Raw genomic sequence first — 23,624 nt, forward strand, 5'->3', positions numbered from 1 at the left:
TCAGTGAGCGAGTCATCATCCAGCGCATCGTGTGTTGCATTTCGTGTCTCCTGTTTCGTGTGGTTGTGTTGTTGCGTGCTTGTTGGCTCGTGTGGGTTACCCAAGGACGTATTCGAGCGCGGGGTAGCGCTCGACGAGCGCTTTCCCACCGATTTCGTACTGTTCGAGGTGCGCGTCGAGCCCGAGGATGCGTCCTGCGCCGAAGGCGGCGACGGCGAGGAACACGAGCATGTACGCGAAGTCACCGTTGACCAGGCCGTGTTCGACGCTCCAGTTCCCGAAGTAGAACATGAGCATCATGAGCGCGCCGAAGAACGCCGCGAGGCGGACGACGGCACCGACGAGCAGTCCAAGACCGATGAACAACTCACCCCGCGGAACGGCGAGGTTGGCGAACTCGACGAACCACGGGGTCGAACCCATCCACGCGAACAGTCCCGCGAGGGGGTTGCCGTTGGTCGCCGCGACGTTCGCCACACGTCGTTTACGGCGGAGAGGAGGTCACCACCGAACCTTGTACCCGTCCCTACCGAACGCCATCGGTACCGGGGTAGTTCGTGTCGCGCTCGAAGTAGAGGATCTCGGCTCTGTTGAAATCCTATTAGATAGACACGAACACGTGCCAAATAGTGTTCTGCGAATTACGGCGCGGTCACTTCGTCCTGCCCAAATTCCTCATAGGAATAATACAGAAATGCGACGAGTAGCCCCAGTAGAATTGGAGCCCATGACGGAAGAGTTGGAAGTGGAATAAACATAATGAGAAGAACTGCCACCAGCGCGGCTATCAGTCCTAACCCAACCATATTGATGAGTGTCTGCCACGGTACAAGCGTATCTTCGGTCATCGTTTAGCCATTATCGCCACCTCATATGAGGCTTCTGCGGGTTTCGGTAATCACACTCCGATAGTCGCTCTATGATGCGAGGGCCTTGTCGAGGTTGTGAACCAAGCAGACGAGAGTAATCTCACGAAACTGCTTCCACCACCGCCGTGAGCGGATGAACGCCCCGTACTTTCGTTTGAGGCGGGAGTTTACTGTCTCGTTCTGACTACGTTGACCGTAGAGGTCGGCGTCCAGTCGAGCATTCCACGCCTTCTGGAGCGACGAAAACTCTCTGTGTTTGATGAGCGGACGAACGTCCTCCTCGTGAGCTAATGCACGAACCTTCTGGTCGTCGTATCCCTTGTCACCGAGCAGAACCGCGACATCACCAATATTCCGCTTGATAAGCGACGGCGCTATCTGGGAGTCGTGTTTTCGTGTCGTTGTCACGTGTAAGTCGATGATAGCATTCGCTCTCGTGTCCACGAGAAGTGTAACTTTCAATTGCTGAATCGTCAGCTTCGTTCGCTTCGTGTAGTGCTTCGAGGCGTGACTGCGGTCAAAGCCGGAGGCGTCGATGCCGACGACACCGTTGGTCGGGAGAAGCGCGACTGAGAGGTTGAGAAGAACGCGCCAAACCGCCATATCAAGCCCGTTGAACGCTTTACACAGCGTCGAGGGAGACGGGAGTTCCTCAAGGCCGATGGCGCTTCGAATCCGGGGCATCTCGATGAGTTCGTCGAGAAGCGTTCGGTACGTCGTATTTTTCCGAACTTTGAGACAGAGCAAGACGATGTGCTGATGAAGTGTGTACCGCCGTTTCGAGAATTTCGAGGAGTAACGAGCGACGGCTCGCCGAGCCAAGTGTATCGCTTGCTCAACGAACCTGAGTAACCGCGACTTCGGGAGGGCTTCCATCTGGTCAGACTACGAGGCGAACCTGTAACTCTCTGAGGATTTCAACAGAGCCGAGAATTTTGGTTTCCAAGCCAGTAGAGCCCGCCACCGAGAATGCCCAGCATTCCGAGTACTCCACCAACAGCTGGGAGCCCTCCAGCTCCTCCTCCGTTGCGGCCACTCATCATTCCAGAACCATCCCGTCCCAGCATTCCACCACCAGTATTCCCGCTTCTATCGCTGCTTGAGCCGTAGGCGACTGTGCCCTGCTCAACAATCGCCTCACTCGATGGGACCTCTCCATCCGGGATTGAACTCTCCTCTGCCGGTCCGCCAGGGCTGCCAACCACGATCCGTCCGACCATCCCAATCGCCTTGTGCGGGATACAGTAGTAATCATACGTCCCTGGCGTTTCGAACGTATATTCGAAGCTCCCGTCTGAGATCGTCCCACTATCGAAGGCGGAAGCGTCCTCCGGAATACGATCTGAGTACGCCGTAGCGGAATGTGCCCCCGCTGCGAGTTCAAATTGAACGGTTGTCCCGGGATCAACACGTAGGCCGATCGGGTCGAAGTAATTGTTTCCCATCTCTACGATGGGCGTCTCCTGTGCGTTCGCTGACTGAGCAAAGCCGGTGCTGGCGACTGCGCTGGCACCGACAATGCCTAAGAATTGACGTCGGCTGTGATGTGTCATGTGGTCTGTATCATTCGTCAGGGAGTAGCTACGCGCGATACTGGTGCGAAGACTTCGGACGTGACTCACTCCGAACTTGTCGTTTGTTCCCATTACTACTCATAACCATATGCTGAATCGAGCACACCATTTCGATGTAACGGAACGATGCTGCCGAACGGTTGGTTTCGATACCCTCGAGTCGATCCGCAGGTGTTCAAACGGGTGAAACGCGGTTTGGGTAGTGGTCACTCTGATTGTTCGAGCTTTTCTCGTCGGGCTTCGAACTCTTCGTCCGTGAGATCGCCACGAGCGTACGCCAGACGTAACTCTTCCATCGCGGGATTATGAGACGTCTGTGTCTCGCTCATCCGCCGGAAGATGAGATATCCACCGCCCAGAAGCGCAAGGAGGAAGATGACCGGGACGAGCATCCCGATGAGGGGCCACCAACCACCTGTGGTACCGTACTGGCCCATCATTCCTCCGTATCCCATCATCCCACCGAACCCCATACCCATTGTGAGCAAGGGAAGGAGGATGAACGCTCCGAGGACGATGAGCAGTATCGTCGTCGTATCCAGTTGATCCGATGATGCCATCAGAGATCAGGCCTCCGATGCGGATCCGAACTCGTCAGTTACGGCTGCCAGTACGCGGTCGAATCGTTCGCTGACCTCGGTCGCGACGGAGTCAAGCGCGTCGTTATCAGCGATCCCGACTAACTGTTCCGGGTCGACCGCACTCACCACGATGACGCCGTCATCGTTCTCGTAGACGATGACGTTACAGGGCAAGAGCGCACCGAGTTCAGTTTCTACACTCAACCCTTCGTATGCCAGCGGAGGATTGCACGCACCGAGGATGCGATACTGGCGGAACTCCTCGCCGAGTTTCTCCTTGAGCGTCGCCTGAATGTCGATGTCACAGAGAACACCGAATCCCTCGTCTTTGAGCGCGGCATTCGTTGCGTCGACGACATCGTCGAACTCTCCATCAATCTTGGTTTGTATTGTGTAAACCATGTAATACGGTATCCTGTTTACGCACTTAAGCGTTCGGTCCCGTCGCCCCAACTGGCAGACGAGAATTTTTTCTCGACGATGCTCCTTCTATTTCGGTCATGGGCACTACTCGAGTTGCTTTCGTCGACGTTCGAACTCTTCATCGGAGAGTTCACCGCGAGCGTAACGCTCACGAAGAACCGAAAGCGGCCGACTATCACTCCTCTCAGAATCTCTGTTGAGGAGTGAGTAGACGAGATAGAGCGGGACGACGATTAGGAGCCCCATCCAAAGGAAGCTCCAGAGGCCCATTCCACCGCTGAAGACCCCCCAACCGCCGCTACCCATCATACCGCCGCCGTAGCCTCCACCACCGTGAGCCGCTGCGGTGCCCGTTGCTACAATCAACAGCGGAACCGCTAGTATTGCGATTCGACGAGTCGTCCGCCCGAGAGTGTTGGTGTAGTGTGTCATTGTGATCGTTGAGTCAGTAAGTCGAATATCTATCGTGTCAGACGAGGATCCGAACAGGGATCGTTAGCAGCCGTACCCCTGTCCGTTCATCCCCGTCGCGGTGTGATTGTCGTCCGCCATATCTTGGGCCATCTCGTCGACGGTCACGCCCATGTGCGCTTCCATCTCGTCAACGGCATTCGGGCCCATGTAGTCGGTCATGTGACCTTCCATCCAGGCCGCCCAGTCTGCTGCACTACCATCGGCTGGCGTCCCTTCAGCTGCCGTCTTGTTCCCCTGGATCGGTTCGTCACCGTGTGCGCTAACTACCGGGGCGGCAAACGCGAGTCCGACAATCGCGAGCGCCACGAGCAGCCATCGTCCGAGGTTTCGGTTGGTCATTGTTTTTCGCCTCACGTAGTCATACGGTGGGTTCGGAGTTATCTTCGTGGGAGTGAACTCAAACAGGAGAGCGTTCAAGAACGTCTATAACGCCATCTAAACGTTTTTTTACTGACGGGATCGTTCATACCTGCCGAATTCGAAAGGATCACAGGAATGGTGAGAGCAAAGGGGATCCGTCGAGACTGTTCACCTCATTGCGGCGATCCAGACAATAACCACGGTTCAGGAGGCGAGGGAGGCTCGGGTATTGCTGACCACGAACGAGATGGATCAGTTCCCTCGGAACTGGTGATACTGCCTCGTGAGTGCCTGACGATGGTAGAGGATTCCAATTGTCACGAGAAACAGAACGGTCGCAATCTCGTAGCCATACGCACCAAGCAATAGCATCGTTGAAGAACCACTTAGTCCGCCTGCAAGTAGAACAGCAAACAACGGACTAACGCAGGCAGGACACGCTACAATCCCGACAATTCCTCCGACCGCCGACTGCGAGAAATCAAGCAACGCATCATAGACGAGATACGCCAGCGCGAACAGGCCAACCGCCTGATAAGGAATGAGCGAGACCGTGATCAGGTCACCTGTATAGATGAAGACCGGACTCCACCCCAAAGATCGACCCCACGTTATTCCGAAGCCGTTTGGTCCAGTGAGCTGTCCGAAATGAGAGGTGCTCGGTCCAAGTAATCCTGAAAAATAAAACATCACGATGAGGTATAGAGCAACGACAAGTGCGGCACCAAGACGATACACGCGACGTGTCGTCTCAGGTCGGGTGTGCCAGATCACCCAGAGTGAGGCGGTGAACCAAATGAACGGAAGGACGAAATGGGTCCACCGACTCCCCATATCTCCTGTGAAAAATGCATACACCAGCCCGGCAATCAACTGTGCGGCGAGGAGGAGATTCAGCCACGTGCTTGACTTGAGAAGTCGGCTCACATGATCGCTTTCGAGTGTTGCTTGTGGCATGATGGGGTAGTGTGTGTATGAAGTTCTAGGTTTGTTGGTTCTGTAGATCATCACTCGGATACACGCGATAGGTCCGACCCTGTCGTTCCCGATACAGCAGCCCGCGCTCCTCGAGTGAACTCACAGTCTGGCTCACTTTACTCTTCGAGAACTCAGATCGATCCCGAAGTTCGATCTGCGTTATTCCGGGGGAGTTCAAGACGGGTTCGAGAACGCGTCGTTCATCATCCGGTAAGAGATCGAGAACGCGTGCTTGTGGGTCCGATTCAGGATTGATAGACGTCGCCGGCGAGGCTTCATCGTCCATCGACGTAGCCGTTGCCGATGTCTGTACGGAATCGACAGGCGTCGTTGTGTCAGCCACTTCTGGATCGGTGAGTTCTCCCCGGACCACGTAATAGACGCTACCGGTAACGCCAGCGACCAGCAGGGTTCCAACCACGTACCAGAGGGGGTCTGTGCCGTGCATCGTCCCCATAGATGAACCCATCATCGACCCCATCGATTGCTCGATAGCCCGACGCTGTTGATAGGCTCGCCAACTGAGTACCCCGCCGGCCAGGAGAACGAACCCGAGAAGCACACCGACGACGGTATCTGCTCGACGGCGATTCATATGACGGCTCCGAGTTGTGAGATTTGACTATTCATACCGTCTATTTAGGCGCATTAGGTGTGACAATTGCGGATTGAAACTGTGATGATGAACCCCTTCACAGCGGATGAACCACAGTGCGATCATCAGTGGTCATGGTCGTGATCGTGGCTCGATATCTGCGGGCTTTGATCAGCAAATCCCGTTGGTTCTTCTTCGAACGTACGCTTGCATCTCTTTGAGCAAAAATAGTACGTCGTCCCATCATGGGACGCACTCGGGCCCTCATGGTCGGTTCGCATCCCGCACACTGGATCACGATACTGACCCGGTGCGCCGAGTCCGCGCCGGTAAACGTAGAGAAGGAATCCAGAGAGTGCGAAAGCGATAATATTGAGATAGAACGTGTAGTTGAGCTCGAAGTACGTCTGCTCGGTCGCCGTCTCGCCGCCTGCCAGGTCTGGAACGATACCCAGCGCGTCGAACAGCACCTCCATGAGGAAGCCGGTGAACGCCATCGTCACGAAAAAGACACCGAGGATGTACAGCATGATCTTCCAGCCGTAGTACTTCCGGTAGACGTTCAACACGGGAATCGTGATGAGGTCGGCGTAGACGAACGCGATGATCCCGGCGAAGCTGACGCCACCGCCCCACAGCGCGACGGCGAACGGGACGTTGCCCATACTGCCGACGAAACTGAGGACGGCGATGATGACGCCCATGACGGCGTTCTCGGCAGTCACGAGCAGGCCGTCGCCCTGAATGAACAGCGTGTTCCACACCCACTGCGGGACGAAGACGATGACGAACCCAGAAATAAGGAAGCCGGCGACGATGTCTTTCCAGATCATCGACCACTCCTTGCGGTACTGATTCCCGACCTTGTACCAGCCACCCCACGACAGCAACTCGTCACGCCACCCACCGCGACTCGACGTCTCCTGGCGATAGGTCTCCATACAGCCCTCCGAGCAGAATTTGAGCGTCTCACCGCCGTCGGTCGTGAGCGTGTACTCGTCTTTCCCCTCCATCCCGCAGGTGGGATCTTCCGTGACGCCCGCCTGGCGGTCGCGCTCGTTGAGCTTCTCGCGGACTTCGTTAAACAGGTTTTCGGGAAGCGTAAGGTGGACGATGGCGGCCATGACGGCGATGAGAATCAGGCCGCCGAGCAGTTCCGCGACGAGGAACTCCCAGCCAAGCAGGATGAGAATCATCAGCCCTAGTTCGACGATGAGGTTCGTCGACGCGAACATGAACGCGAGGAAGTTCACCGCGTGCGCCCCCTTCTTGAACAGGCCCTTCCCGATGGCGACGGCGCCGAAACTACAGCCACTGCTTGCTGCTCCGAACACAGTCGCCTTGGTAAGTCCAGTTAGATCGCCCTCACCCAGCACCTGTGCCATCCGCTCCTTCGAGACGTAGACCTGGACCAGACTCGTAATCGTGAGGCCCATGATGATCGCCCACGCCGCCGTCCAGAGAAATCCGACACCGATACGAAGGGATTCAAGAACTCCGTCGATTATCGTCGCCTGCATAGGTGTATCATTGTAGGGATCATCTATTGCGGTTTTGATTAGAATATACTGCCTATGAGGGTATCAGTACTATGGCATCGTAACCGTCGGCCATAGATGATCTATCGTGAAGAGGGGAAAACATTGCAAACCTCCACAAGCTCCACGGAATCCGACTTCAGATTCAAAAGGGGAATCTGATTAAATCACGCCGACGTATTAGAGGCTAATGGGACCAGTAGAGACCGATGATATCCCAAATGAGGGGAACACCACCTGGAGGAACAGCCTTCGCCGGCCTGCTCGGTTGTCCAGTACGGTAACTGTCACATCCACTTCCTAATTTACGATGGCTGTCGATCTGGCAATCCATGATGCACTCGTTCTCACAGCCGACGAGCGGAACCGCCTGTACGAGCGCGGCACAGTATGCATCACCGATGGCTGTATCGAAGAAGTCCGACCATCACGTGCAGGAGACGGAGAATTAGAAGCGTCCACCGTTATCGACGGGAACGGGAAACTGGTGATGCCGGGGTTGGTGAACGCCCACACGCACTTGGAGATGACACCGCTCATCGGTGCGTTTAGCGAACTCGAGCTGACGGAGATGCTTGGGAGTGGGACGGCCTTGTTTAACAGATTAGGGAACGGCGAATTCGAGTACCTCGTCGAGGCAGGCGTCGAGCTCGCAGCGCTCAATTTCCTCTTGGGCGGTGTCACGACCGTGAACTCGATGGACGCACGGCCTGCCGCAGGTGCAGAGGCGTTCGGGGAAGCAGGGCTCCGCGGATTTTTCGGCCCGGCGATCTCGGACCTCTTCTGGGACCAACCAGTCGATCAGCAGTTCTCCCGTGCTCGCGAGTTCGTCGAAACGTACCACGACACGTACGAGGGCCGAATCAGGGCGACGATCTGCCCGCACGACGACTGGTCGTGTACCAGGCAGCTGTGGGAACGGACCGCATCCCTCGCCGCAGAGTACCCGGACCTGCTCGTCCACACGCACTTGCTCGAACTCGAGGAAAGTAACACGATGGCACGAGCGAACGGCGGCGAGGACTCGGTGGGGCTACTCGACGATGTTGGACTCCTGGACGATCGACTGGTCGCTGCTCACTTCCGCCTCGCCGACGAAGAGGACATCCAGCGAACCGCCGAGGCGGACGCGGCTGTTGCGCACTGCCCGTCCGTCTTCTGTTACTGGAATCCGGACGGGGAGACGCAGTGGACGCCCGTCCCCGAGCTTCGAGCCGCTGGTGTCGATGTCGGGGTAGGGATTGACGACCACTACTGGCACGACTCGTACAGCATGTTCGGTGAAGCGCGGCAAGCCCGTCTGGCGGCAAATCTCAAGCGTTCAGCCGGGCAGTTCGACTCGATGGAACTGATACGAATGCTCACTATTGAAGGCGCACGCGCGCTGGGGATGGGCGACGAGATCGGCAGTATCGAAGCGGGAAAGCGCGCGGATATTATCCTCCTCGACGTCGACAAACCGAAGTTCACGCCACGGACCAATATTCCTGCACAAGTCGTGAACAACGCGGTGCCGGCCGACGTCGAGACAGTGATCGTCGACGGCGACGTCGTCCTCCGGAATGGTGTGCCCGAGACAATGGACTCGGACGACGTGCGACAGCGAGCAAATCAGGCTGTCGAACGCTTCGAGGACGAGACGGGCTGGGAGTTACACGTCGGTGGTAGCGAACCGCCAACCAACATCGAGACTGTCCGGGACCTCCCAAAGCGTGGCCCTGCGCGACTCCTGACTCGCCTCGCGATTCAATCTGCGCGTGATCGGTTCCCATTCTAAGCGGGTGGCAAAGAACAGTCCACACCACCCTTCAGCGCGATAGACGGAGCAGCCGGTCTTGCAGTACGCTCTTCAAGGATTCGCCGACTATGTACAGCTATGCCCGGTAGAAAGAGTGATTCCCCACTCAGTCGGGTGATTGGTCTCGTTGTCGCCGGCCTCGCTGTGGTGTTGCTGGTGTTGGATCAGACCACCGACCTGCCGGTTCCCTACGGATATATGGACGTGGCTTTAGGTTCCTGATCGGGGGTGTAGTGGCACTTCTGGTCGTGATTGTCCTGGGGTGGCAGTATCGTGATATTTTTTTAAGTAATTCGCTCGGGGAGCAACTCGCTTTTGCGCAATCAGTCGCGGGACTCGTACAGCTGTTGTCTCAGTTAGTTCTGAGTCGCTTCGCGATCGTCGCAATCTGATCAAGGAAAAATCCGAGATCGGCGTTCTCTTGGCTGGTGACTATCGGCGTCTCTCGAACGTATAGGTCCTCTTGAACGATTTGAAGCAGAAAATCGGCGACATCAGCCCGTGAAATCGGCCGGGCACTGGCATCAATATCGGCACCGTGGACGTATTCCCCGGTTCGCGGTGCGTCCGTCAACCCTCCGGGCCGTACGATCGTCCAGTCGAGGTCGCTTTGCATGACCAGTTCTTCTTGCCGTGCCTTGTCTGCCATCAGATCGTGGAGAGCGGTTGCGTTTACAATTCGGATATACCACGGAACGGTTTCAGAGCTCGAGCCGAGGCCCATCGACGTTAGCACGAGTAATCGGCTGACTGGCCGGTCATCCATCGCCTCGATAATGTTCCGAGTCCCCCGCGACACGACATCCGGTGGGTTATTCGGCGTTCGCCCAAGGAGACAAACCACGGCGTCTGTATGCTCGACTGTTTCAGAGACTGCCCCTGGCTCCAAGACATTTCCCTCGATAGCTGTGATCTGCTCACCTGGCGGGAGTTTAGCCTGGGTTCGGGTGAGGGCCCGAACGTCATAATCGGCTGCGAGCGCCTGCGTTATCAAACGTCGTCCTGTCCCGCCAGTCGCCCCGAATACAGCGAGTTTCATGAGAGTGAACTGGTAAAGCGGTTATACAACTCAGCAAACAGGTCGGTGAATACACCAGTAATGACCACGGCTTCAAGGATTCCAGCGATAGTCCCAACGGGTGTCGGCGTGAAGAACAAATGCCACTGCTCCATCATCTCGACCCCACCTTCGTAGACTCCAATCGCCCCGAAGAGGCCGAGTAAAAGCATGATCACAGCTGCGACCGTAGCTGCTGCCACAGCAAATGGAAGTGGATCGAGACCCGGTGATACCCGACTGGATTCCGGGATCTCACGAACGCCGGTTTGCTCGGGTGGAGTGCTCATATGAGATACTACGAGCGGGTAATTCACTGAGTTTGTGGATACGATTCGAAACCGGCTACATCAAACTGCTACCCGCCAAAATATGATGACAAAAAAGCGCCACCGCACGGGGTTTGACCCATTACTGAACCCTTCTCTTAGCACGATCCAGCCCGATGAGTCAGCGTGACAGCGCGAAGGCTCCCAGAATGAGATTGGATTCGAACGCAGAACTGTTGCAAAGCTGGGATGTCGAAAGTATTCCCGAGGTAGCCCACAAGAAGGTAAGACACAATCGCATTGAATAGGGAACTCGTATTGAGAACTGGAGACGCATTTCACGGAGGGAAAATATGTCTGACAAAACAGACGATACACGACTCATTACGATTGTTCTCATTATCATCGGTGCGTTCGTCCTCTTCCCGATGTTCTTCATGGGCTTCGGGATGATGGGAGTTGGCCCGATGATGGGTGGCACATGGGCGGCCATATGTGGGGAGACGGGACCATACCAACTTGGATGTTTATCGCCGGTATCATCATGCAGCTCCTTTTTTTAGCTGCCCTCGTCGGCGGTGCCTACCTCCTCTACCAGGCAATTACGGGAAGTGAGAGCGACTCAGACGACGTCACCGGTAGTAGCCAAATAAACGAACGACGGAACGAGAGTCCGGTACTTATACGCCGAACGTCGCGCGCAGCATGTCCCGCGTGCCCGGGCCGAGCCCCACGGCCAGCACCGTGATCAACAGCAGCAGCGTGTACCGCGGCGACTCCTCGTACATTTCCCCGTTGAACACCCAGACGACGAACGTCGCGGCCGCGAGCTTCACCAACAGAAACGGCCACGCGTCGCCGGTGACGGAGACGATCGACGCCGGCAGCAGCCGCCCGGTCCAGTCGACGATCAGCGCGTTGACGACGTGTTTCGGGACGAGGTTCGCGGTGCCGGTCAGGGCGGGCATCCAGTTGAGCCCGATCACGTTCGCGACGCCGTCGATCGCGTGCCCCCAGATGATCACGATCCCCGCCGCGCCGGTCCCCTGTCGGATCGTCGGAATCTGCCGGGTCGCCAGCGCCCACGTGCCCGCGGTCGCGGCCGTCGCGATGACGAGCGTGGGAACGAGCACCTGCGGATAGAAGGTGACGTAACCGGTCGTGGCCGCGAGATAGGACAGATACCCGACCGCGAGCGCGAGCCCCGCGGCGCCCGACGCGAACAGCGGCCGCGCGTAGTCGTCGACGACGCCACGGCGTTCGAGCCCGAACGCGGCGAGCACGCACGCGAGCGTGAACAGGAACACCGTGAAGTAGATGAACGGGCTGATCAGCACCGCACTCGCCGGGAACGCGATCAGCGGTTCGACGCCGGCCGCGGTCGCGGCGACGCCCGCGTCCTCGACCGTCCGCATCGCCCCGCCGAACAGCATGAACGGGAACAGCGCGTAGAAGAAGCGGAGCTCCGTGGCGATGTCGAGCCGGCGGAGGAGGAAGACGACGCCGATCAGCATCGCCAGCAGGATCACCACGTAGCTCACCGTCGAGAAGGTGGTGTACCCCGGGGCGGCAACGACCTCCCCGGCGCCCCGAGCCGCCTGACACGCCGCGGTGCTGCCAAGCAGCTCCGTCCCGCCGGCGTCGCGGACCGCGCACTGCGCGCCCTCGCCGTCCGCGACCACCGGCCCCCAGAAGTAGCGCCAGAGGAACTGGTCGTAGACGACGCGCGGGAAGACGACCGATCCGACCGCCAACAACGCCGTGACGCCGCCGACGACCGCCGCCCACGCGCGCTCCGGCGACGGGTCGAACCCGTCCGCCACACCTGTGCTCATGGTCACCGTTCGGGGAGGTCCCGAGTTGAGCGTTCCGGTCCCGTAGCGCGGGCGGCGGCGCCACGCGCTCCGCTACAGCGGCGGCCCGGGCTGCTCGTAGTCGGTGCCGAGAATCACCATCGTCTGCGAGCGCGAGAACCCCTCGGTCTCCGCGATCCGCTCGAACATCAGCTCCCGGAGCCGGTCCGTGTCGGCCGCGACGACGCGGAGGATGATGTCCCACTCGCCGGTGGTGAGGTGGATCTCGCGCACGCCGTCGATGCCGCGGAGGCGTTCGAGCGCGTCCTCGAACCGGACGACCCGTTCGTCACCACCTATAGAAATGTAGTGGAAGAGGCGGGACACTCCTGTCCGACTGCCTCGAACGCCTACCGGATCGTCCGGTTCGGGCTCGACGCCCTGTATCCCGACGACTTTCCAGTTCGGAGCGAAACCGAGGTGCAGGCGGCCGGCCCGCAGGACGATGCTGCGTACGGCGTGATGAGCCGCATCATCTCGTACGTGACTGCGCGACCGACGATGACGGATTCAACGGGCTCGCCGGCGGCTACGGCGGCCGCCGCGACCTCCTCGTCTTCGACGCATTCGACCCGGACACGGCGGAGCTGACGTTCCGATTCCGGCGAACCGACACGGACGAGACCGTCGAAGTGGCCTACCACGTCAGCGACGTTCCTGGCGGTGACCCGCGATCGGGAACCTCCAGGGGATTCTCGACGGATCGGCAAGCGACCAGCAACGGGAGGCCTTCGCTGACGCCTGGCACCGCCGCGTGCAAGTCGTTCTCAGCGACGACTCGGTGTTCACCGTCGACGCGGTGTGAACGCGGCGGTGTATCCTTCGTACTCGAAATACGAGTTACCGGGGTATACTGTCGATCTCGTTGAGCGCCTCGGTGGCGACATCCCCCAGTTCGCCGGCCTCGATATGCGAGTACCGCTCACGGACCATCTCCTCCGAATTATCGAGATACCGGGCGGCGACAGTATATCCGAATGCTCGAACGAGAACTTCACCCATCCCACGCCGACCACCGTGCGGAGCAAGATAATCGTGTTTCGGATGGTCGATGTCGATCTCTGCAGCCTCTGAGAGTCGTTGGAGAATCGACCGTGCGCCATCCGTCGTGATCGACGGCGGCCGAATATCCTCCTCAAGCGCCAGCAGGAGGTCGCGAGCGTATTCTTCACGGCGCTCAGTAATTGCCTCTGGGCGTTCCCCTCGGTCGGCGAACTCATCCTGGACAAGCCCTGCGAGCGTCCGTTGGTCGAACGTTGGAAACACCGGCCACCGCTCCGTCGGTGGGTCCATCAGCTGGCGATAGCTTCGCAGCGGCGAGATCACCGGGTCGGGAAGACTCGCGGCGTCCCATTGCTGTTTCTTCCGGTAGACGTCCATACTCCCGTCCTCGAGCGAGAGGTCCTCCCAGCGAACGCCGCGCCGGCGCGGGTCGTTCGGGTCCCGGAGGAGTTCCCCGACGCGGACGGCCGTGTACGCGAGGACGAACACCAGAGCCCGGTCACGAGCCGCTTTGAGCGCGGCGTAGCGCGCTCGCTGCTTGTCGAGTGGGTCAGTATCCTGTGAGAGTGTCGTGTACGCCTCGACGGCGTCGCGGGCCCGTTCGTCGACGTGGCGGGTGAGGGCGTGGCGCTGTTCAGACGTCCAGGCCTGTTGGTCGCCGGGCTTGCGGCCGTCGTCCTCCGGCAGCGGCGCCATCGCACTCGCTCGCTGCGCGTAGTGGGCCTCAAGATATCCCTCGTTGACGCACCAGCCACACCACGCAGAGATATAGCGATAGTAGGTTTGTACCGTGTTCTGTTTGAGTCCTCGATCGCCGGCGAGATGCCGGGCGTACTCCCGGAACACGCGTTCGTCGAGGTCCTCGAAAGTGGGGTCGCGGTCGACGTCGTCGGGGACGATCCCGGTCCAGTCGTCGCCCCCGCGGTCGCCGGCGGCCCACTCGGCGAACCGCTCGAGTTCGCGGGCGGCGTTGCGTCGATAATTCCCGCCGTCGCCTCCACGGCCTTTCCCCTTGTCCTGGAGGTAGCGCTCGAACGACTCGGAGAGTGAGGTCAATGGCGTCCGTTCCGTCGGTGTATTCCGGTCCATAGTGCTCTCCTGAACTGTTGAACGTAGTCAGTCACACAGACAGACGCCGCCTTCCCGAATCTGGCTCACTGCGAACTGATGGACAGCGCCGGCGAGGTCAGTCATTGCTTCCGCCTGCTCTTCGGTTGGACGCCCCCCGCCGTAATAACTCTCTGTCCGGTTCTCGCTGTAGAGGTCCTTCATCGCCTCTGCAGTCTCCCGCTCAAACAGCCCAATTTGGTGGGCACGCTCGTAGCTGAACTGGTGGTCCTGAAAGTCCTGAAGCGTATCGTTCGTCATCGCGAGCGCGTACGCCTCGATCGACCGTTCAATCGCGCCGAAACAGACTTCGATGACGGCCGTGTAATACCCATCCTGTGACTGGAGAGTGTCCACGACCTCGAGGAGGCGGCACGCTTTCGTCAACTGTGTCTTCCAGTCTTCGTCGGCACTAATCCCGTCCTCGAACGCTGTTCGCCCGCGTCCGACCATCTCGAAGGCATCCTGTACACGGTCGAGTGCTGTGAGCACAGCGGTCGGGTCCGAGCCGTTACTCATCAGAGGCTCCTTCCTCCAAGAGGAGGTTCTCGACGGTTTCGAAGTCATTCGTCTTGTAGACCGGAATCCCTGAAACGACGATTTCTCGGATGTCTTCGGTGTACGCCGGGATCGCCTGGACGGCCTCGACATCGATATCGTAGGCGTATCGGTCACCATCGAACTCCGTGTCTTCGAGGTCACGGGCAATGGTGTTCGCTTCTCGTTGGCTTTCGGCCCGCCCAGACCGGGTTAGCACCCAGAGGTCGATATCGCTCCGTCGGTCAGCCTCGCCCCGAGCCACACTTCCATAGAGGATGATGCCGACGACGTCGTTGATGTTCTCACGGAGCTTCGTAACTGCCGCTTTGACCGGTTGCTGATACTCAGGTTGGGGAATCCGGAGGATCGGATCGTCTGGAATCGACAAGCGCTGTCTGTTGATCTGGACGAGTCGCTGGTTGCTTTCGGGCGATTCGACGACCAAGTCGTTCGCGCTGAGAACGTTTACTGCCCGTCGGACAGACTGGTGTGAGTGACCGATCTGTGTCGCGAGTTCTCGCAGTGAGAAGTCACTGAATCGGTGGTTTGTTAAAAAGAGAAGGACGTCGCTCGTCGCCTTGTGTTTGAATAAAGTCGGATCTGAAGGGGGTATTGAAAGAGAAATAGCTGCTCCAGACGAATTCGTACTATCCGTCTCGCGGTTCATGTGCCGTATCACGGACCACTACTATAAAAACATTATATGTGAGTCGGAATCAGCCTAAATATTCATCTGCCAGCAACGGACGTGCGGAGAACGAGGTCCGTCACCTCCGGGTCTCACCGCGTTCGGTCGCTGGGGCTAGAAAGTCCCACTCTCGGATAGCAAAACCCACAATTTCGATTCGCCGTTGGAGCTGTTCCCACTCACGCGCGATCTCTCGGCGACGATCCTCTTCGGTGACGTCGAGTACCTGGTCAGCGATCGTCTCGCGAAGTTGGTTCGGTGACTCGACATCGAACTCGACCTTCCATCCTCGGATCTGAGCGTTCATCTCGGTGAGCTGTTCGGTGAGGTCTTCGACGGTGTAGTCGCTGTCCCGAAGGCGTATGGCCTCCGTGAGCGCTTGACGGCGATAATCGGGGAAGTATGTCGTGTGGCCCCCGGTGTCGTCACGGTGGAGGATGTCGTCGTCGACGAGATGTTCGAGGACGCGTTTGGTCGGCCCGTGTGACCAGTCTGCTTCGGAGGCGATCCAGTTTGCTGTCCGCGGCTCTGAAACCTGTCGGGCGACCATCCGCACCCGGTCTTCACCCGTGGGTTGGCGTTCCATCGGACCCTCGGAAATCGATTCACCTCCAGTCATACAACCCCGTTCGTGCTGTGTCATAAAATAGGTCACAGGCATTTAGTCTATCACGAGGACTGCCCTCGCCATCTCCGCGGACTCGGCTGAAAAGAGTCAGAGAAATCTCGAACCCTGTTCTTGGCGGCTCTACTCCGGGGGAAGCGTCTTTCTGAGCCGATTGCAGCATTCGTGCTTCACCGACGGCGTCGGGGTACTTCAAAGTGGTCGTGATTATTGGAGTAATCAGGACCACCAGTGACAGAAGTCTCATCTCCTATATTCCTGCGATAGAGGGGTTCTACTCACTAATAACCGAATATGAGTCAATAATAAATCGTATGCCGCTATACCAAAATCGCAACCGGCGGTTGCCGATTCATTGTCAAAGCTAAATCGGGAAATACTGGGGCTGAGTCGATTGTCCTTCCCACTCGTGTCATCTATTCCTGGCGAGATCACGCCACGGTTGTATTGACCACATTGGCGAGATCACACTTTCTGCCGCCCCCGCAACGCCGCGAGAGTGTAGTCTTCTTCGGCGAACTCAGGGAATCAACCGTCCAAGGGAGATAGCGGATGGCCTTTCTTGACATCTTCACGACTGATTACGGAGCTGGGAACTTGGCTGGGAGATCATCTGAACCCCGTCGATCACGGTACGAGTTCTATGCAGAGCGTCGGTACCTGATGTAGCTGAATGATTCTCGCCGTATCGAGGGAGAAGAATGGTCGACGGCCCGACCTTGTTCTGCCTAGCGTGCCGACGTCCGGCGAATTTTGCTTCACTCACCCACATACATCAGTTGTGGCAGTCCGTTATGAACGTCCATTGTGAACACTCATTATGAACGTACAGTATGATCACAAGGCGTGGTCTGTAATTGTTACAGTACGTAATGTGGCGTGTGTCTGACTAACTCTTATTATCGATGCGAATGATGGTGCGTACATGCTACCAATAACGGTCTATAACCAGAGTGGTGGCCAATCCAAATCCACGATCACCAGAGATCTCGCCGCCGCCTACGCCGAACTCGGTCTCAACGTCCTCATCGCGGATTTCGACGCCCAAAATGGAAGCGTCTCGAACTACCTTGGCGTCGACGAAGACAAACACAACCCCGACGCCGACGACCTTACGCTGCACCTTATCGACCAGGGCAAAGGGCCGTTCCGCGACCTCATCCGCACGGCCGACGACGGTATCGACGTTATTCCCTCACACAAACGCTTCAACCGCGTCGACCAACGCCTCGACCAACACGCCGACTACCTCGAAGCGTCCAAACCCCCCGAGTGGGAGTACCCCCGATACGAACGCTTTTTCCAAGTCCTCCAAGACAACGACATTCAGGACGAGTACGACGTCATGCTCGTCGACCCGAACGCGAAAGCCGACGAAGGCTACTATCTCGCCCTCTACGCCACCCGCAACATCCTCATCCCTGCCGAACCCACGCGCGGCGGCATCGAGAGCATCGCCGGCGTCGAAGACAGCGCCCGCAACTTCGCCGATGAGATGGATATCAATATCACACTAAGCGGTGTCGTTCCATCGAAAGTCGACGTCGGAAAGAAGATTCACAAAGAGTACCTCACCAAGATTCACGAGCAGTATCCGGCTCCAGTCTACTTCAAGAACCTCGGTGCGTTCGAGAAGGCTGAGGAGAACTACGAGACGGTGTTTTCTCAGCTGAAGGACGGCCGCATCCGTGACTACAACGCGGACATCATGCCTAAGTTCCGCACGCTCGCATCGTACATCTACCATCGCGCGGGCCAAGACCTTCCTAATGGGGGGTGGCCGCGAGAAGATCTATTCCACGGAAACGACATCTGGGGAGAAGTCGACCTCTCCCAGCTGACGACTGGCGGTCCCGACGCCGCTGAGGTGTCACAATGAGCTTCGAGTCAGGCGGCGATATGGAGAACCCGTTCGAGGACGCAGATGACGAAGGCGACGACACTCAAGCCGACGAATCAGTAGAGATGGACATAGAAGACACGCAGCCTGTCGAGGACGACGAATCGACCAACAACACCACTGGGCAGGCGTCGAGTACTACGAGGCGCGACGACTTACGTGGGGCCGGTAGCGGACAGGAATCCGAGACCAGAGTCGACTACATTAGCGACCTTGAGTCCGGCCGCAGGTACTCGAACGAGCGGCTCGCGAGAGCACTCATGCGGCCGGAGTATCACTCCGAATCGCCGCCAGTCCCCTACGCGACGTGGCGAGATGGAACGTCGACGGCACGCGACCGGACCACGCTCGAACTCAACCCGGACGTCGACAACCTTGTCCGGAAGGCCCAAACCGAGTTCGAGGACCGCTATGGCACGAATATCACAAAGGCCGATCTCCGTGAGTTCGCGATGGTGTACGGCCTCGCACACCTCGATGACATCTTCGAGATGGCTGAAGAATGGGGCATCCAGTATGACAACTGAACCGATGTGCTTCCGTATTCGGTTTCGAACTGTTCCTTGACGTCGTCAATATACAGACTTGTGAGCATACCCTTGCCAACACTGTAGACGAACGGTCCAGTCGTTCATGAAGTGAAACCTGAGTGGTGGAACTCAGCCAGATACGCTCTAACCAACTATCTAGTAAGGCTTTCAATTGTTACCGAATTATTGGTAACCACCAGATGTACGAGGTGCTCGACGACATGGCAGCCCAGGTCATCCTCGCCATCAAAAGTGGTGACTCCAGCCGGCGTTTCGCTCAGCACCTCCACAGACCGTACGAGACGGTGAGACAAGCCGTCAACCGTCTCGAAGACGCAGACCTACGTCCACTATGACGACGGCCTCTCTGTTGTCGACCAGCGCGTGAGAGAAGCCGCGCGCGAGCTGGTCGCGGCAAGCGCCGGCGTGAGTCCACCCTCCATCGAGGAGGCATACATCATCCCGCAGTTCGGTGACTGGCCGTTCGCGTTCACGCGGATCGACGCCATCTACGTCTGGATTCAGGGCGGCTACCAGGTCAGCCGCGAACCCGACGACTACCCGCTCTTCATCGCTGTTCGCGAGCAGGATGTCGACGCCTGGAAGACGTTCTTCGAATCGTTCGGGCTACCAACCACCTTCGAGCGCCAGCCCAGCGACGAGATCGATGGACCACTGCAGATCGTACTCGATCCACAGCCGTCACTCGAAATCGAGGACGTCGAAGGCTACCCGGTTATACCGCGCGAAGACACGATCGAGTACATGCGCGAGCACTACGCGCAGTTCCAGTCGGCGCTCGCGATGCTTGACCGCATGTACGACGACCTCGATCTCGGTGTCACTAGAGAGCGAGGATCTCAAGCATGGCTCTCGGAGTGATTTCGGGGCATCGGCTGTCTCTGTTGAGACAGTCACGGCACTCCAGCAGTATCTGTCTGATCAGATCGAACAGCTGCAGTGAAACAGCTTAGAGAGCCCGCGGATCAATATCAACGACGCTGGCAAAGGCAACGTTCTCCTGAACCTGCTCGATTTCGACGGTCGGCTCATCACCGGGTTGGCCACCAGGAACGATCACAACGTATCCACGGTCAACTTTCGCGATTCCATCACCCTGGTCGCCGATTGTCTCAATTGTCACGTCCCGAATTTCGCCCTCCTCAACCGGCGGCCCAGAAGATCCACGCTGTCGGTCAGATTGGGCACGATCTGCGGACGCGGGCTCGTGCTCGTCCTGCGCCGTCGTGGGTGAGTCGAAGACAGAGATCCGATACGTTTCGCCGAGGGAGACAGCGTCATGATTGAGCTCCCCGGACGGAACCTCGACAACGTATGTCCCGTCCCGTTCGTGAACAGTCGCGCTGAAAACAGAGCGAAGCGAGTCCGGAATTTCGACCATTCGATGGTCCAATACTCGGCTGGTAGAGAACTTAACTCCATGGAAACGGCACGAGACAGCGACCTCCTGTATTGACGGGTAGTGCGGTGAAGTCACCGTTCTACCGCGATTGAACGTGAGAAGATGTGTTCTTGTTCGTACGGCCACATGGGATCTGAAAACGTCACGTCGAAAGAGAATTAACCAACATCTCGACTCAAAAAACCGTAGTTGTTGGTTAATACTATGAGGTACGGTAATCGCAGCGAAGATATCGAAGGGTAACAGGATCGCTGACAGGGGGCAAAGAACCCTACGACAGCTTACGAATAGGCATCGTTGAACTCACGTTCACGCCGCATCAGCTCCTCGACACCATGCTCGAGGATCCCGCGTCCCATTGCTGTCGGCCGATAGTACGTGTAAAAGCCCTGGCTGTCGGCGGTCCGTCGCTGGCGCTTGTCGACGAGGCCGACATCAACCAGTTCGTCGAGGTGGTAGTGGAAATTGTGGGATTCGACATCGACCGCGGCCTTGAGATCGGCAGCACTCAGTTCCTCGTTGGCGACGAGCGTTCGCAGGATGCGAAACCGCGTCGGGTGGCCGATCGCCTGTTGCATCGTGAGATACTCCTCGAGCGTCAGCCCGCTCTCTTCAGGGAGCGGCGGCTCCGGCTGGCGAACGTCCTCTGTTGGCTGGCGATCGGTTTCGGACATTGAGGGATGCCTCGGTTCGAGAGTTGGGACGCCACATACTTAGTCGTTCTCTACTAGAATATTCCTGAGAACACCGATATTTATATACTACTGTTCCGAATCGACGACTCGAATGCGGCAACGGATTATCGACAATCTCTCCCGGGCCACTGAAGATTCGGACGCCCTCACTCCAGCCCGGCGCGAACAGTTTCTCGTCTATCTGATGGGGCCGTACCGAACGTTCGACGTCGACGCGCTGCTACCGGCGGACGCGGATGTCGAAACCGACGCCCCATCGTTTGCGACGTGGGACGAGACCAGTGGCGAGTACGCCGAAGATGAGGTCTTGCGCCTCCTCCAGGAGACACGGGACTGTCTTCGCGACCGTGGCTTCAATTCCTTCCTCGCGATTGACGTCGGAATATCGCTCGATGAGATGGATGCTGCCACACAGAGTATTGCCTTCGCACAAGCTAGCAATGCAACGATTTTCATCGCCCCACAAGTCGGCGATAATCTCGGCGTCGGGATCGAGATCGGGAGCGTCCTCGAGGATTTACTGTCAACAGACGGGATGCAGGGGCCGGCGACTGACGCGACCCCACCAGAGCGCACGCGACGGGTGATGGTCGCGACCGAACCATCGGTTCGAAGCGCCATGCTCGGGGCAGTCCACGCGCGCTGGGACGCCAGCGTCCGGACGTTCACCGATGCCGCAGATTGCTGCCGACTGTGCGCGCAGTTCTGTACCCACATTCAGAACGAAGAGCTCTATGGCTCGCTTGAGCGTTTGGAATGATTCCGTCCAGTGCAGGCGGAACAGGCATCTATGAACTACACCGGCTAGGGAGCAGCACTTGACAAGAGAGATGAGCGGTCCCCGCTGATCGCCGATTCCTGAATCGAACGGAGGCTGCCGAGCCGATGTTGCCGCTCCTGTGTATATTTCGCGATGTCCTTCCATCAGAAGCCTCGAAAGACATAGACGTAGAGGAGGGTCTCCACTCAGGAAAAACAGTGTGTAGGGTCCGCAAGATCCGATGGCGGCATCACTGAACCCTCCAGAAAATCGGTGACGCGATCTCCTGGGCGGTCGCCTCTATCGATTTGTTGTGTGAGCAACCACCATGATCTGTAGACCCACCCCTATCGACTTGTTACTGTCACCGATGGATCTGAATCATCGATAACACCCTCACCCCTATCGATTTGTTCGAGGAACAACCTACTGATTGAGCTGTGCGTTCACGACGGTACGGAGTTCGTCATCGTGGACGTCGTCTAGCCGCGAATCTTCTCGGAGCGTTTCGATGATGGTTTCCGGATTCTCACCAAACGTGAACTCGAGGTAGCTGCCCGAGTGTGGCCCCTGACTCTTCCGTTCTGTCTCAACTAGCGAATACGTCGTGAGTTCCTTCATCTTGTTCACGTACGTTTCCTGGTGGTACTGATCCGAATCTAGGGTACCCGTCAAGTACTGATATACCCGGTATCCAATCGGGCTCTTCGCTGCACCAGTTCCGGCCTCACGGGCCACAGCTGCAGTTGCGAAAAGACAGAGCTTCTTCTGCGTACTAATTCCACGAGTTACCTCTAACACGCGGTTCTTCTCGACCTTATCTTGGGCCTCTCGAACGTGCTCCTCACGGACTTTATCTGCACCTGTTTTTTCTGCGATCGATCCCGCTGTTCGCATCAAGTCTATCGCCTTTCGGGCGTCCCCATTGGTTTGCGCGGCGAATGCTGCTGCGAGCGGGATGATGTCGTCACTGAGCGCATCCTCGTGGAAAGCGTCTTCTCGAGCCCAGAGGATTTCCCGGAGTTGGTTGGCGTCGTAGTCACTGAAGTGAACGTCTTCGGGGGTAAACGAACTGAGAGCGCGACTCCCCACACTCTCCATCATCTTCGTGTCATTAGTAATGGCGGTCACGGAGACCTGGGCGGTGATATCATCGGTGCTTCCAGCACGAGAGAGTTGATAGAGAAGACGGGAAAAGGCTGGCTCATCCTTATCGCGACGACCGACGAGCATGTCGAGTTCATCGAGAATGAACACGACTGTATCGTAGTGGTCGTTTATCAGACGATAGAGTTCGCGCCATTTTTTCTTGTTTGGAACCCCGTGTTCTGGGACATCGACAGTCGTTCCAATGTCGCTCGCCACCTTTCGCGCAAGTTCGTAGACGGCTGCACCGAGGGTTCCCACATTCTGGCAGTTCATCTGGATGACGCCGAACCGGATATCACGACTTTCGCAGAGTTCGACGATGTTCTGGCAGACAGCGTTGATGATGAGAGATTTCCCGGTCCCGGAGGGGCCATAGAGGAGAAGGTTCGGCGGCCGCTCGTTACTAATTGCGACGCGAAGGTGCTGAGTGATATCGGTGAGCTGGGTGTCACGACCGACGATGCGTTCTTCATCGACGATTTCGTTCGGTTCAAGGAGATAACGGTTCTTGATGAGACTCGCGGCTTCTTCCTGCTCGAGAATGAGATCTTTGATAGAACCCGTGGACTCGGGGGTTTCCTCGGGACCACGATCCGTTGGCATACCGGACCTCACTCTACCACGATACTAAAAGATTCCCCTGTCGATTTCTTTTCTACCGGTACGACGGTCAGATCCGGTGTATTAGAGGGTTACACCGGAGTATCCCACAACCTCCGACGATTTGTTAGGAGCTCTTCGCCTCAACCAATCCAATAGGACTCTCTAACACCCTCTCACCTCTATCGATTTGTTCTAACCACAAAGGAGGGGTGGGGGTGAGAGAAATCCCGAAC

The 23,624-nt window shown here is 57.7% G+C and carries 24 protein-coding genes and 4 pseudogenes; 6 read left to right on the plus strand and 22 right to left on the minus strand.

Annotated elements, in window-relative coordinates; genetic code table 11:
* Positions 1-96 precede the first annotated feature (96 nt).
* The 11 genes and pseudogenes from B4V06_RS03250 to B4V06_RS03300 form a co-directional block, all read right to left on the minus strand.
* Positions 97-477 (minus strand): annotated as a pseudogene (locus B4V06_RS03250) (DoxX family protein); the annotation flags it as partial.
* 164 nt (positions 478-641) lie between these two features.
* A complete protein-coding gene (locus B4V06_RS03255) occupies positions 642-848 on the minus strand; it encodes a hypothetical protein (RefSeq protein WP_498167411.1) in 207 nt (68 codons plus the stop codon).
* 69 nt (positions 849-917) lie between these two features.
* The gene (locus tag B4V06_RS03260) at positions 918-1,745 is read right to left on the minus strand and encodes an IS5 family transposase (RefSeq protein WP_498167413.1); all 828 of its coding nucleotides are present in this window, start codon (positions 1,743-1,745) and stop codon (positions 918-920) included.
* Positions 1,746-1,786: 41 nt separating this feature from the next.
* Positions 1,787-2,515, minus strand: a complete 729-nt coding sequence (locus B4V06_RS03265) for a plastocyanin/azurin family copper-binding protein (RefSeq protein WP_498167416.1) — start codon at positions 2,513-2,515, stop codon at positions 1,787-1,789.
* Positions 2,516-2,649: 134 nt separating this feature from the next.
* Positions 2,650-3,003, minus strand: coding sequence for an SHOCT domain-containing protein (locus B4V06_RS03270; RefSeq protein WP_049983674.1), 354 nt, complete (start codon positions 3,001-3,003; stop codon positions 2,650-2,652).
* Positions 3,004-3,009: 6 nt separating this feature from the next.
* A complete protein-coding gene (locus B4V06_RS03275; RefSeq protein WP_498167420.1) occupies positions 3,010-3,426 on the minus strand; it encodes a DUF302 domain-containing protein in 417 nt (138 codons plus the stop codon).
* Positions 3,427-3,531: 105 nt separating this feature from the next.
* Complete coding sequence (locus B4V06_RS03280; protein WP_049986201.1) at positions 3,532-3,879, minus strand: SHOCT domain-containing protein; 348 nt, start codon at positions 3,877-3,879, stop codon at positions 3,532-3,534.
* A gap of 63 nt (positions 3,880-3,942) precedes the next feature.
* Complete coding sequence (locus B4V06_RS03285) at positions 3,943-4,260, minus strand: hypothetical protein (RefSeq protein WP_049983672.1); 318 nt, start codon at positions 4,258-4,260, stop codon at positions 3,943-3,945.
* A gap of 273 nt (positions 4,261-4,533) precedes the next feature.
* A complete protein-coding gene (locus B4V06_RS03290) occupies positions 4,534-5,238 on the minus strand; it encodes a DUF7546 family protein (RefSeq protein WP_498167423.1) in 705 nt (234 codons plus the stop codon).
* 25 nt (positions 5,239-5,263) lie between these two features.
* Entirely contained in the window at positions 5,264-5,854 is a 591-nt protein-coding gene (locus tag B4V06_RS03295) for a helix-turn-helix transcriptional regulator (protein ID WP_498167426.1), read from the minus strand.
* A 125-nt stretch (positions 5,855-5,979) separates the two neighbouring features.
* Entirely contained in the window at positions 5,980-7,374 is a 1,395-nt protein-coding gene (locus B4V06_RS03300) for a permease (protein WP_498167429.1), read from the minus strand.
* A 328-nt stretch (positions 7,375-7,702) separates the two neighbouring features.
* On the opposite strand from B4V06_RS03300, the gene B4V06_RS03305 reads away from it, so the two are divergent.
* On the plus strand, positions 7,703-9,169 hold the full coding sequence (locus tag B4V06_RS03305; protein WP_498167432.1) for an amidohydrolase family protein: 1,467 nt from the start codon (positions 7,703-7,705) through the stop codon (positions 9,167-9,169).
* 373 nt (positions 9,170-9,542) lie between these two features.
* On the opposite strand, the gene B4V06_RS03310 is transcribed toward B4V06_RS03305, so the two are convergent.
* From B4V06_RS03310 to B4V06_RS03325, 4 genes and pseudogenes are all read right to left on the minus strand, one after another.
* Entirely contained in the window at positions 9,543-10,229 is a 687-nt protein-coding gene (locus tag B4V06_RS03310; protein ID WP_498167435.1) for an NAD(P)-dependent oxidoreductase, read from the minus strand.
* Complete coding sequence (locus tag B4V06_RS03315) at positions 10,226-10,537, minus strand: hypothetical protein (protein ID WP_498167438.1); 312 nt, start codon at positions 10,535-10,537, stop codon at positions 10,226-10,228. Before B4V06_RS03315 ends, B4V06_RS03310 begins: the two co-directional genes overlap by 4 nt.
* A gap of 659 nt (positions 10,538-11,196) precedes the next feature.
* On the minus strand, positions 11,197-12,351 hold the full coding sequence (locus B4V06_RS03320) for a DUF63 family protein (protein ID WP_049983668.1): 1,155 nt from the start codon (positions 12,349-12,351) through the stop codon (positions 11,197-11,199).
* Between the two features lie 72 nt (positions 12,352-12,423).
* Positions 12,424-12,645: pseudogene (locus tag B4V06_RS03325) on the minus strand (Lrp/AsnC ligand binding domain-containing protein); the annotation flags it as partial.
* On the opposite strand from B4V06_RS03325, the pseudogene B4V06_RS03330 reads away from it, so the two are divergent.
* Positions 12,634-13,174, plus strand: a pseudogene (locus B4V06_RS03330) (hypothetical protein); the annotation flags it as partial. The pseudogenes B4V06_RS03325 and B4V06_RS03330 sit on opposite strands and share 12 nt — an antisense overlap.
* A 35-nt stretch (positions 13,175-13,209) precedes the next feature.
* On the opposite strand, the gene B4V06_RS03335 reads toward B4V06_RS03330, so the two are convergent.
* From B4V06_RS03335 to B4V06_RS03350, 4 genes are all read right to left on the minus strand, one after another.
* Positions 13,210-14,460 carry a tyrosine-type recombinase/integrase gene (locus tag B4V06_RS03335; RefSeq protein WP_498167441.1) on the minus strand — a complete coding sequence of 417 codons (1,251 nt, stop codon included), beginning with the start codon at positions 14,458-14,460 and terminating at the stop codon, positions 13,210-13,212.
* A 27-nt stretch (positions 14,461-14,487) separates the two neighbouring features.
* On the minus strand, positions 14,488-14,997 hold the full coding sequence (locus B4V06_RS03340; protein WP_186313453.1) for a DUF8154 family protein: 510 nt from the start codon (positions 14,995-14,997) through the stop codon (positions 14,488-14,490).
* Positions 14,990-15,685, minus strand: a complete 696-nt coding sequence (locus B4V06_RS03345; RefSeq protein WP_498167445.1) for a nucleotidyltransferase domain-containing protein — start codon at positions 15,683-15,685, stop codon at positions 14,990-14,992. Before B4V06_RS03345 ends, B4V06_RS03340 begins: the two co-directional genes overlap by 8 nt.
* 100 nt (positions 15,686-15,785) lie before the next feature.
* Complete coding sequence (locus tag B4V06_RS03350; RefSeq protein ID WP_498167448.1) at positions 15,786-16,367, minus strand: DUF7342 family protein; 582 nt, start codon at positions 16,365-16,367, stop codon at positions 15,786-15,788.
* 889 nt (positions 16,368-17,256) lie between these two features.
* Between B4V06_RS03350 and B4V06_RS03355 the strand changes: the two genes are divergently transcribed.
* The 3 genes and pseudogenes from B4V06_RS03355 to B4V06_RS03365 all read left to right on the plus strand — a co-directional run bounded on the left by B4V06_RS03355 (position 17,257) and on the right by B4V06_RS03365 (position 19,643).
* A complete protein-coding gene (locus B4V06_RS03355) occupies positions 17,257-18,210 on the plus strand; it encodes a ParA family protein (protein WP_271932952.1) in 954 nt (317 codons plus the stop codon).
* Entirely contained in the window at positions 18,207-18,758 is a 552-nt protein-coding gene (locus B4V06_RS03360) for a DUF7970 domain-containing protein (RefSeq protein WP_271932953.1), read from the plus strand. Before B4V06_RS03355 ends, B4V06_RS03360 begins: the two co-directional genes overlap by 4 nt.
* Positions 18,759-18,961: 203 nt before the next feature.
* Positions 18,962-19,643 (plus strand): annotated as a pseudogene (locus B4V06_RS03365) (RNA polymerase subunit sigma-70).
* Between the two features lie 88 nt (positions 19,644-19,731).
* Here the strand turns inward: B4V06_RS03365 and B4V06_RS03370 are convergent.
* Both B4V06_RS03370 and B4V06_RS03375 read right to left on the minus strand, forming a co-directional pair.
* The gene (locus B4V06_RS03370) at positions 19,732-20,163 is read right to left on the minus strand and encodes a TRAM domain-containing protein (RefSeq protein ID WP_271932954.1); all 432 of its coding nucleotides are present in this window, start codon (positions 20,161-20,163) and stop codon (positions 19,732-19,734) included.
* A 302-nt stretch (positions 20,164-20,465) separates the two neighbouring features.
* Positions 20,466-20,858, minus strand: a complete 393-nt coding sequence (locus tag B4V06_RS03375; RefSeq protein WP_271932955.1) for a winged helix-turn-helix domain-containing protein — start codon at positions 20,856-20,858, stop codon at positions 20,466-20,468.
* Between the two features lie 112 nt (positions 20,859-20,970).
* On the opposite strand from B4V06_RS03375, the gene B4V06_RS03380 reads away from it, so the two are divergent.
* Positions 20,971-21,639, plus strand: a complete 669-nt coding sequence (locus B4V06_RS03380; protein WP_271932956.1) for a DUF7509 family protein — start codon at positions 20,971-20,973, stop codon at positions 21,637-21,639.
* 426 nt (positions 21,640-22,065) lie between these two features.
* Here the strand turns inward: B4V06_RS03380 and B4V06_RS03385 are convergent, their stop codons facing one another.
* The gene (locus B4V06_RS03385) at positions 22,066-23,391 is read right to left on the minus strand and encodes an orc1/cdc6 family replication initiation protein (protein WP_498167454.1); all 1,326 of its coding nucleotides are present in this window, start codon (positions 23,389-23,391) and stop codon (positions 22,066-22,068) included.
* Positions 23,392-23,624 lie beyond the last annotated feature (233 nt).

It is taken from the genome of Halorubrum sp. B53, from assembly GCF_059752395.1.

Excerpts from the sequence above, each read along its gene's own strand:
- B4V06_RS03255 (WP_498167411.1), bottom strand. The coding sequence starts at position 848 with ATGACCGAAGATACGCTTGTACCGTGGCAGACACTCATCAATATGGTT.
- B4V06_RS03260 (WP_498167413.1), bottom strand. The coding sequence starts at position 1,745 with ATGGAAGCCCTCCCGAAGTCGCGGTTACTCAGGTTCGTTGAGCAAGCG.
- B4V06_RS03265 (WP_498167416.1), bottom strand. The coding sequence starts at position 2,515 with ATGGGAACAAACGACAAGTTCGGAGTGAGTCACGTCCGAAGTCTTCGC.
- B4V06_RS03270 (WP_049983674.1), bottom strand. The coding sequence starts at position 3,003 with ATGGCATCATCGGATCAACTGGATACGACGACGATACTGCTCATCGTC.
- B4V06_RS03275 (WP_498167420.1), bottom strand. The coding sequence starts at position 3,426 with ATGGTTTACACAATACAAACCAAGATTGATGGAGAGTTCGACGATGTC.
- B4V06_RS03280 (WP_049986201.1), bottom strand. The coding sequence starts at position 3,879 with ATGACACACTACACCAACACTCTCGGGCGGACGACTCGTCGAATCGCA.
- B4V06_RS03285 (WP_049983672.1), bottom strand. The coding sequence starts at position 4,260 with ATGACCAACCGAAACCTCGGACGATGGCTGCTCGTGGCGCTCGCGATT.
- B4V06_RS03290 (WP_498167423.1), bottom strand. The coding sequence starts at position 5,238 with ATGCCACAAGCAACACTCGAAAGCGATCATGTGAGCCGACTTCTCAAG.
- B4V06_RS03295 (WP_498167426.1), bottom strand. The coding sequence starts at position 5,854 with ATGAATCGCCGTCGAGCAGATACCGTCGTCGGTGTGCTTCTCGGGTTC.
- B4V06_RS03300 (WP_498167429.1), bottom strand. The coding sequence starts at position 7,374 with ATGCAGGCGACGATAATCGACGGAGTTCTTGAATCCCTTCGTATCGGT.
- B4V06_RS03305 (WP_498167432.1), top strand. The coding sequence starts at position 7,703 with ATGGCTGTCGATCTGGCAATCCATGATGCACTCGTTCTCACAGCCGAC.
- B4V06_RS03310 (WP_498167435.1), bottom strand. The coding sequence starts at position 10,229 with ATGAAACTCGCTGTATTCGGGGCGACTGGCGGGACAGGACGACGTTTG.
- B4V06_RS03315 (WP_498167438.1), bottom strand. The coding sequence starts at position 10,537 with ATGAGCACTCCACCCGAGCAAACCGGCGTTCGTGAGATCCCGGAATCC.
- B4V06_RS03320 (WP_049983668.1), bottom strand. The coding sequence starts at position 12,351 with ATGAGCACAGGTGTGGCGGACGGGTTCGACCCGTCGCCGGAGCGCGCG.
- B4V06_RS03335 (WP_498167441.1), bottom strand. The coding sequence starts at position 14,460 with ATGGACCGGAATACACCGACGGAACGGACGCCATTGACCTCACTCTCC.
- B4V06_RS03340 (WP_186313453.1), bottom strand. The coding sequence starts at position 14,997 with ATGAGTAACGGCTCGGACCCGACCGCTGTGCTCACAGCACTCGACCGT.
- B4V06_RS03345 (WP_498167445.1), bottom strand. The coding sequence starts at position 15,685 with ATGAACCGCGAGACGGATAGTACGAATTCGTCTGGAGCAGCTATTTCT.
- B4V06_RS03350 (WP_498167448.1), bottom strand. The coding sequence starts at position 16,367 with ATGCCTGTGACCTATTTTATGACACAGCACGAACGGGGTTGTATGACT.
- B4V06_RS03355 (WP_271932952.1), top strand. The coding sequence starts at position 17,257 with ATGCTACCAATAACGGTCTATAACCAGAGTGGTGGCCAATCCAAATCC.
- B4V06_RS03360 (WP_271932953.1), top strand. The coding sequence starts at position 18,207 with ATGAGCTTCGAGTCAGGCGGCGATATGGAGAACCCGTTCGAGGACGCA.
- B4V06_RS03370 (WP_271932954.1), bottom strand. The coding sequence starts at position 20,163 with ATGGTCGAAATTCCGGACTCGCTTCGCTCTGTTTTCAGCGCGACTGTT.
- B4V06_RS03375 (WP_271932955.1), bottom strand. The coding sequence starts at position 20,858 with ATGTCCGAAACCGATCGCCAGCCAACAGAGGACGTTCGCCAGCCGGAG.
- B4V06_RS03380 (WP_271932956.1), top strand. The coding sequence starts at position 20,971 with ATGCGGCAACGGATTATCGACAATCTCTCCCGGGCCACTGAAGATTCG.
- B4V06_RS03385 (WP_498167454.1), bottom strand. The coding sequence starts at position 23,391 with ATGCCAACGGATCGTGGTCCCGAGGAAACCCCCGAGTCCACGGGTTCT.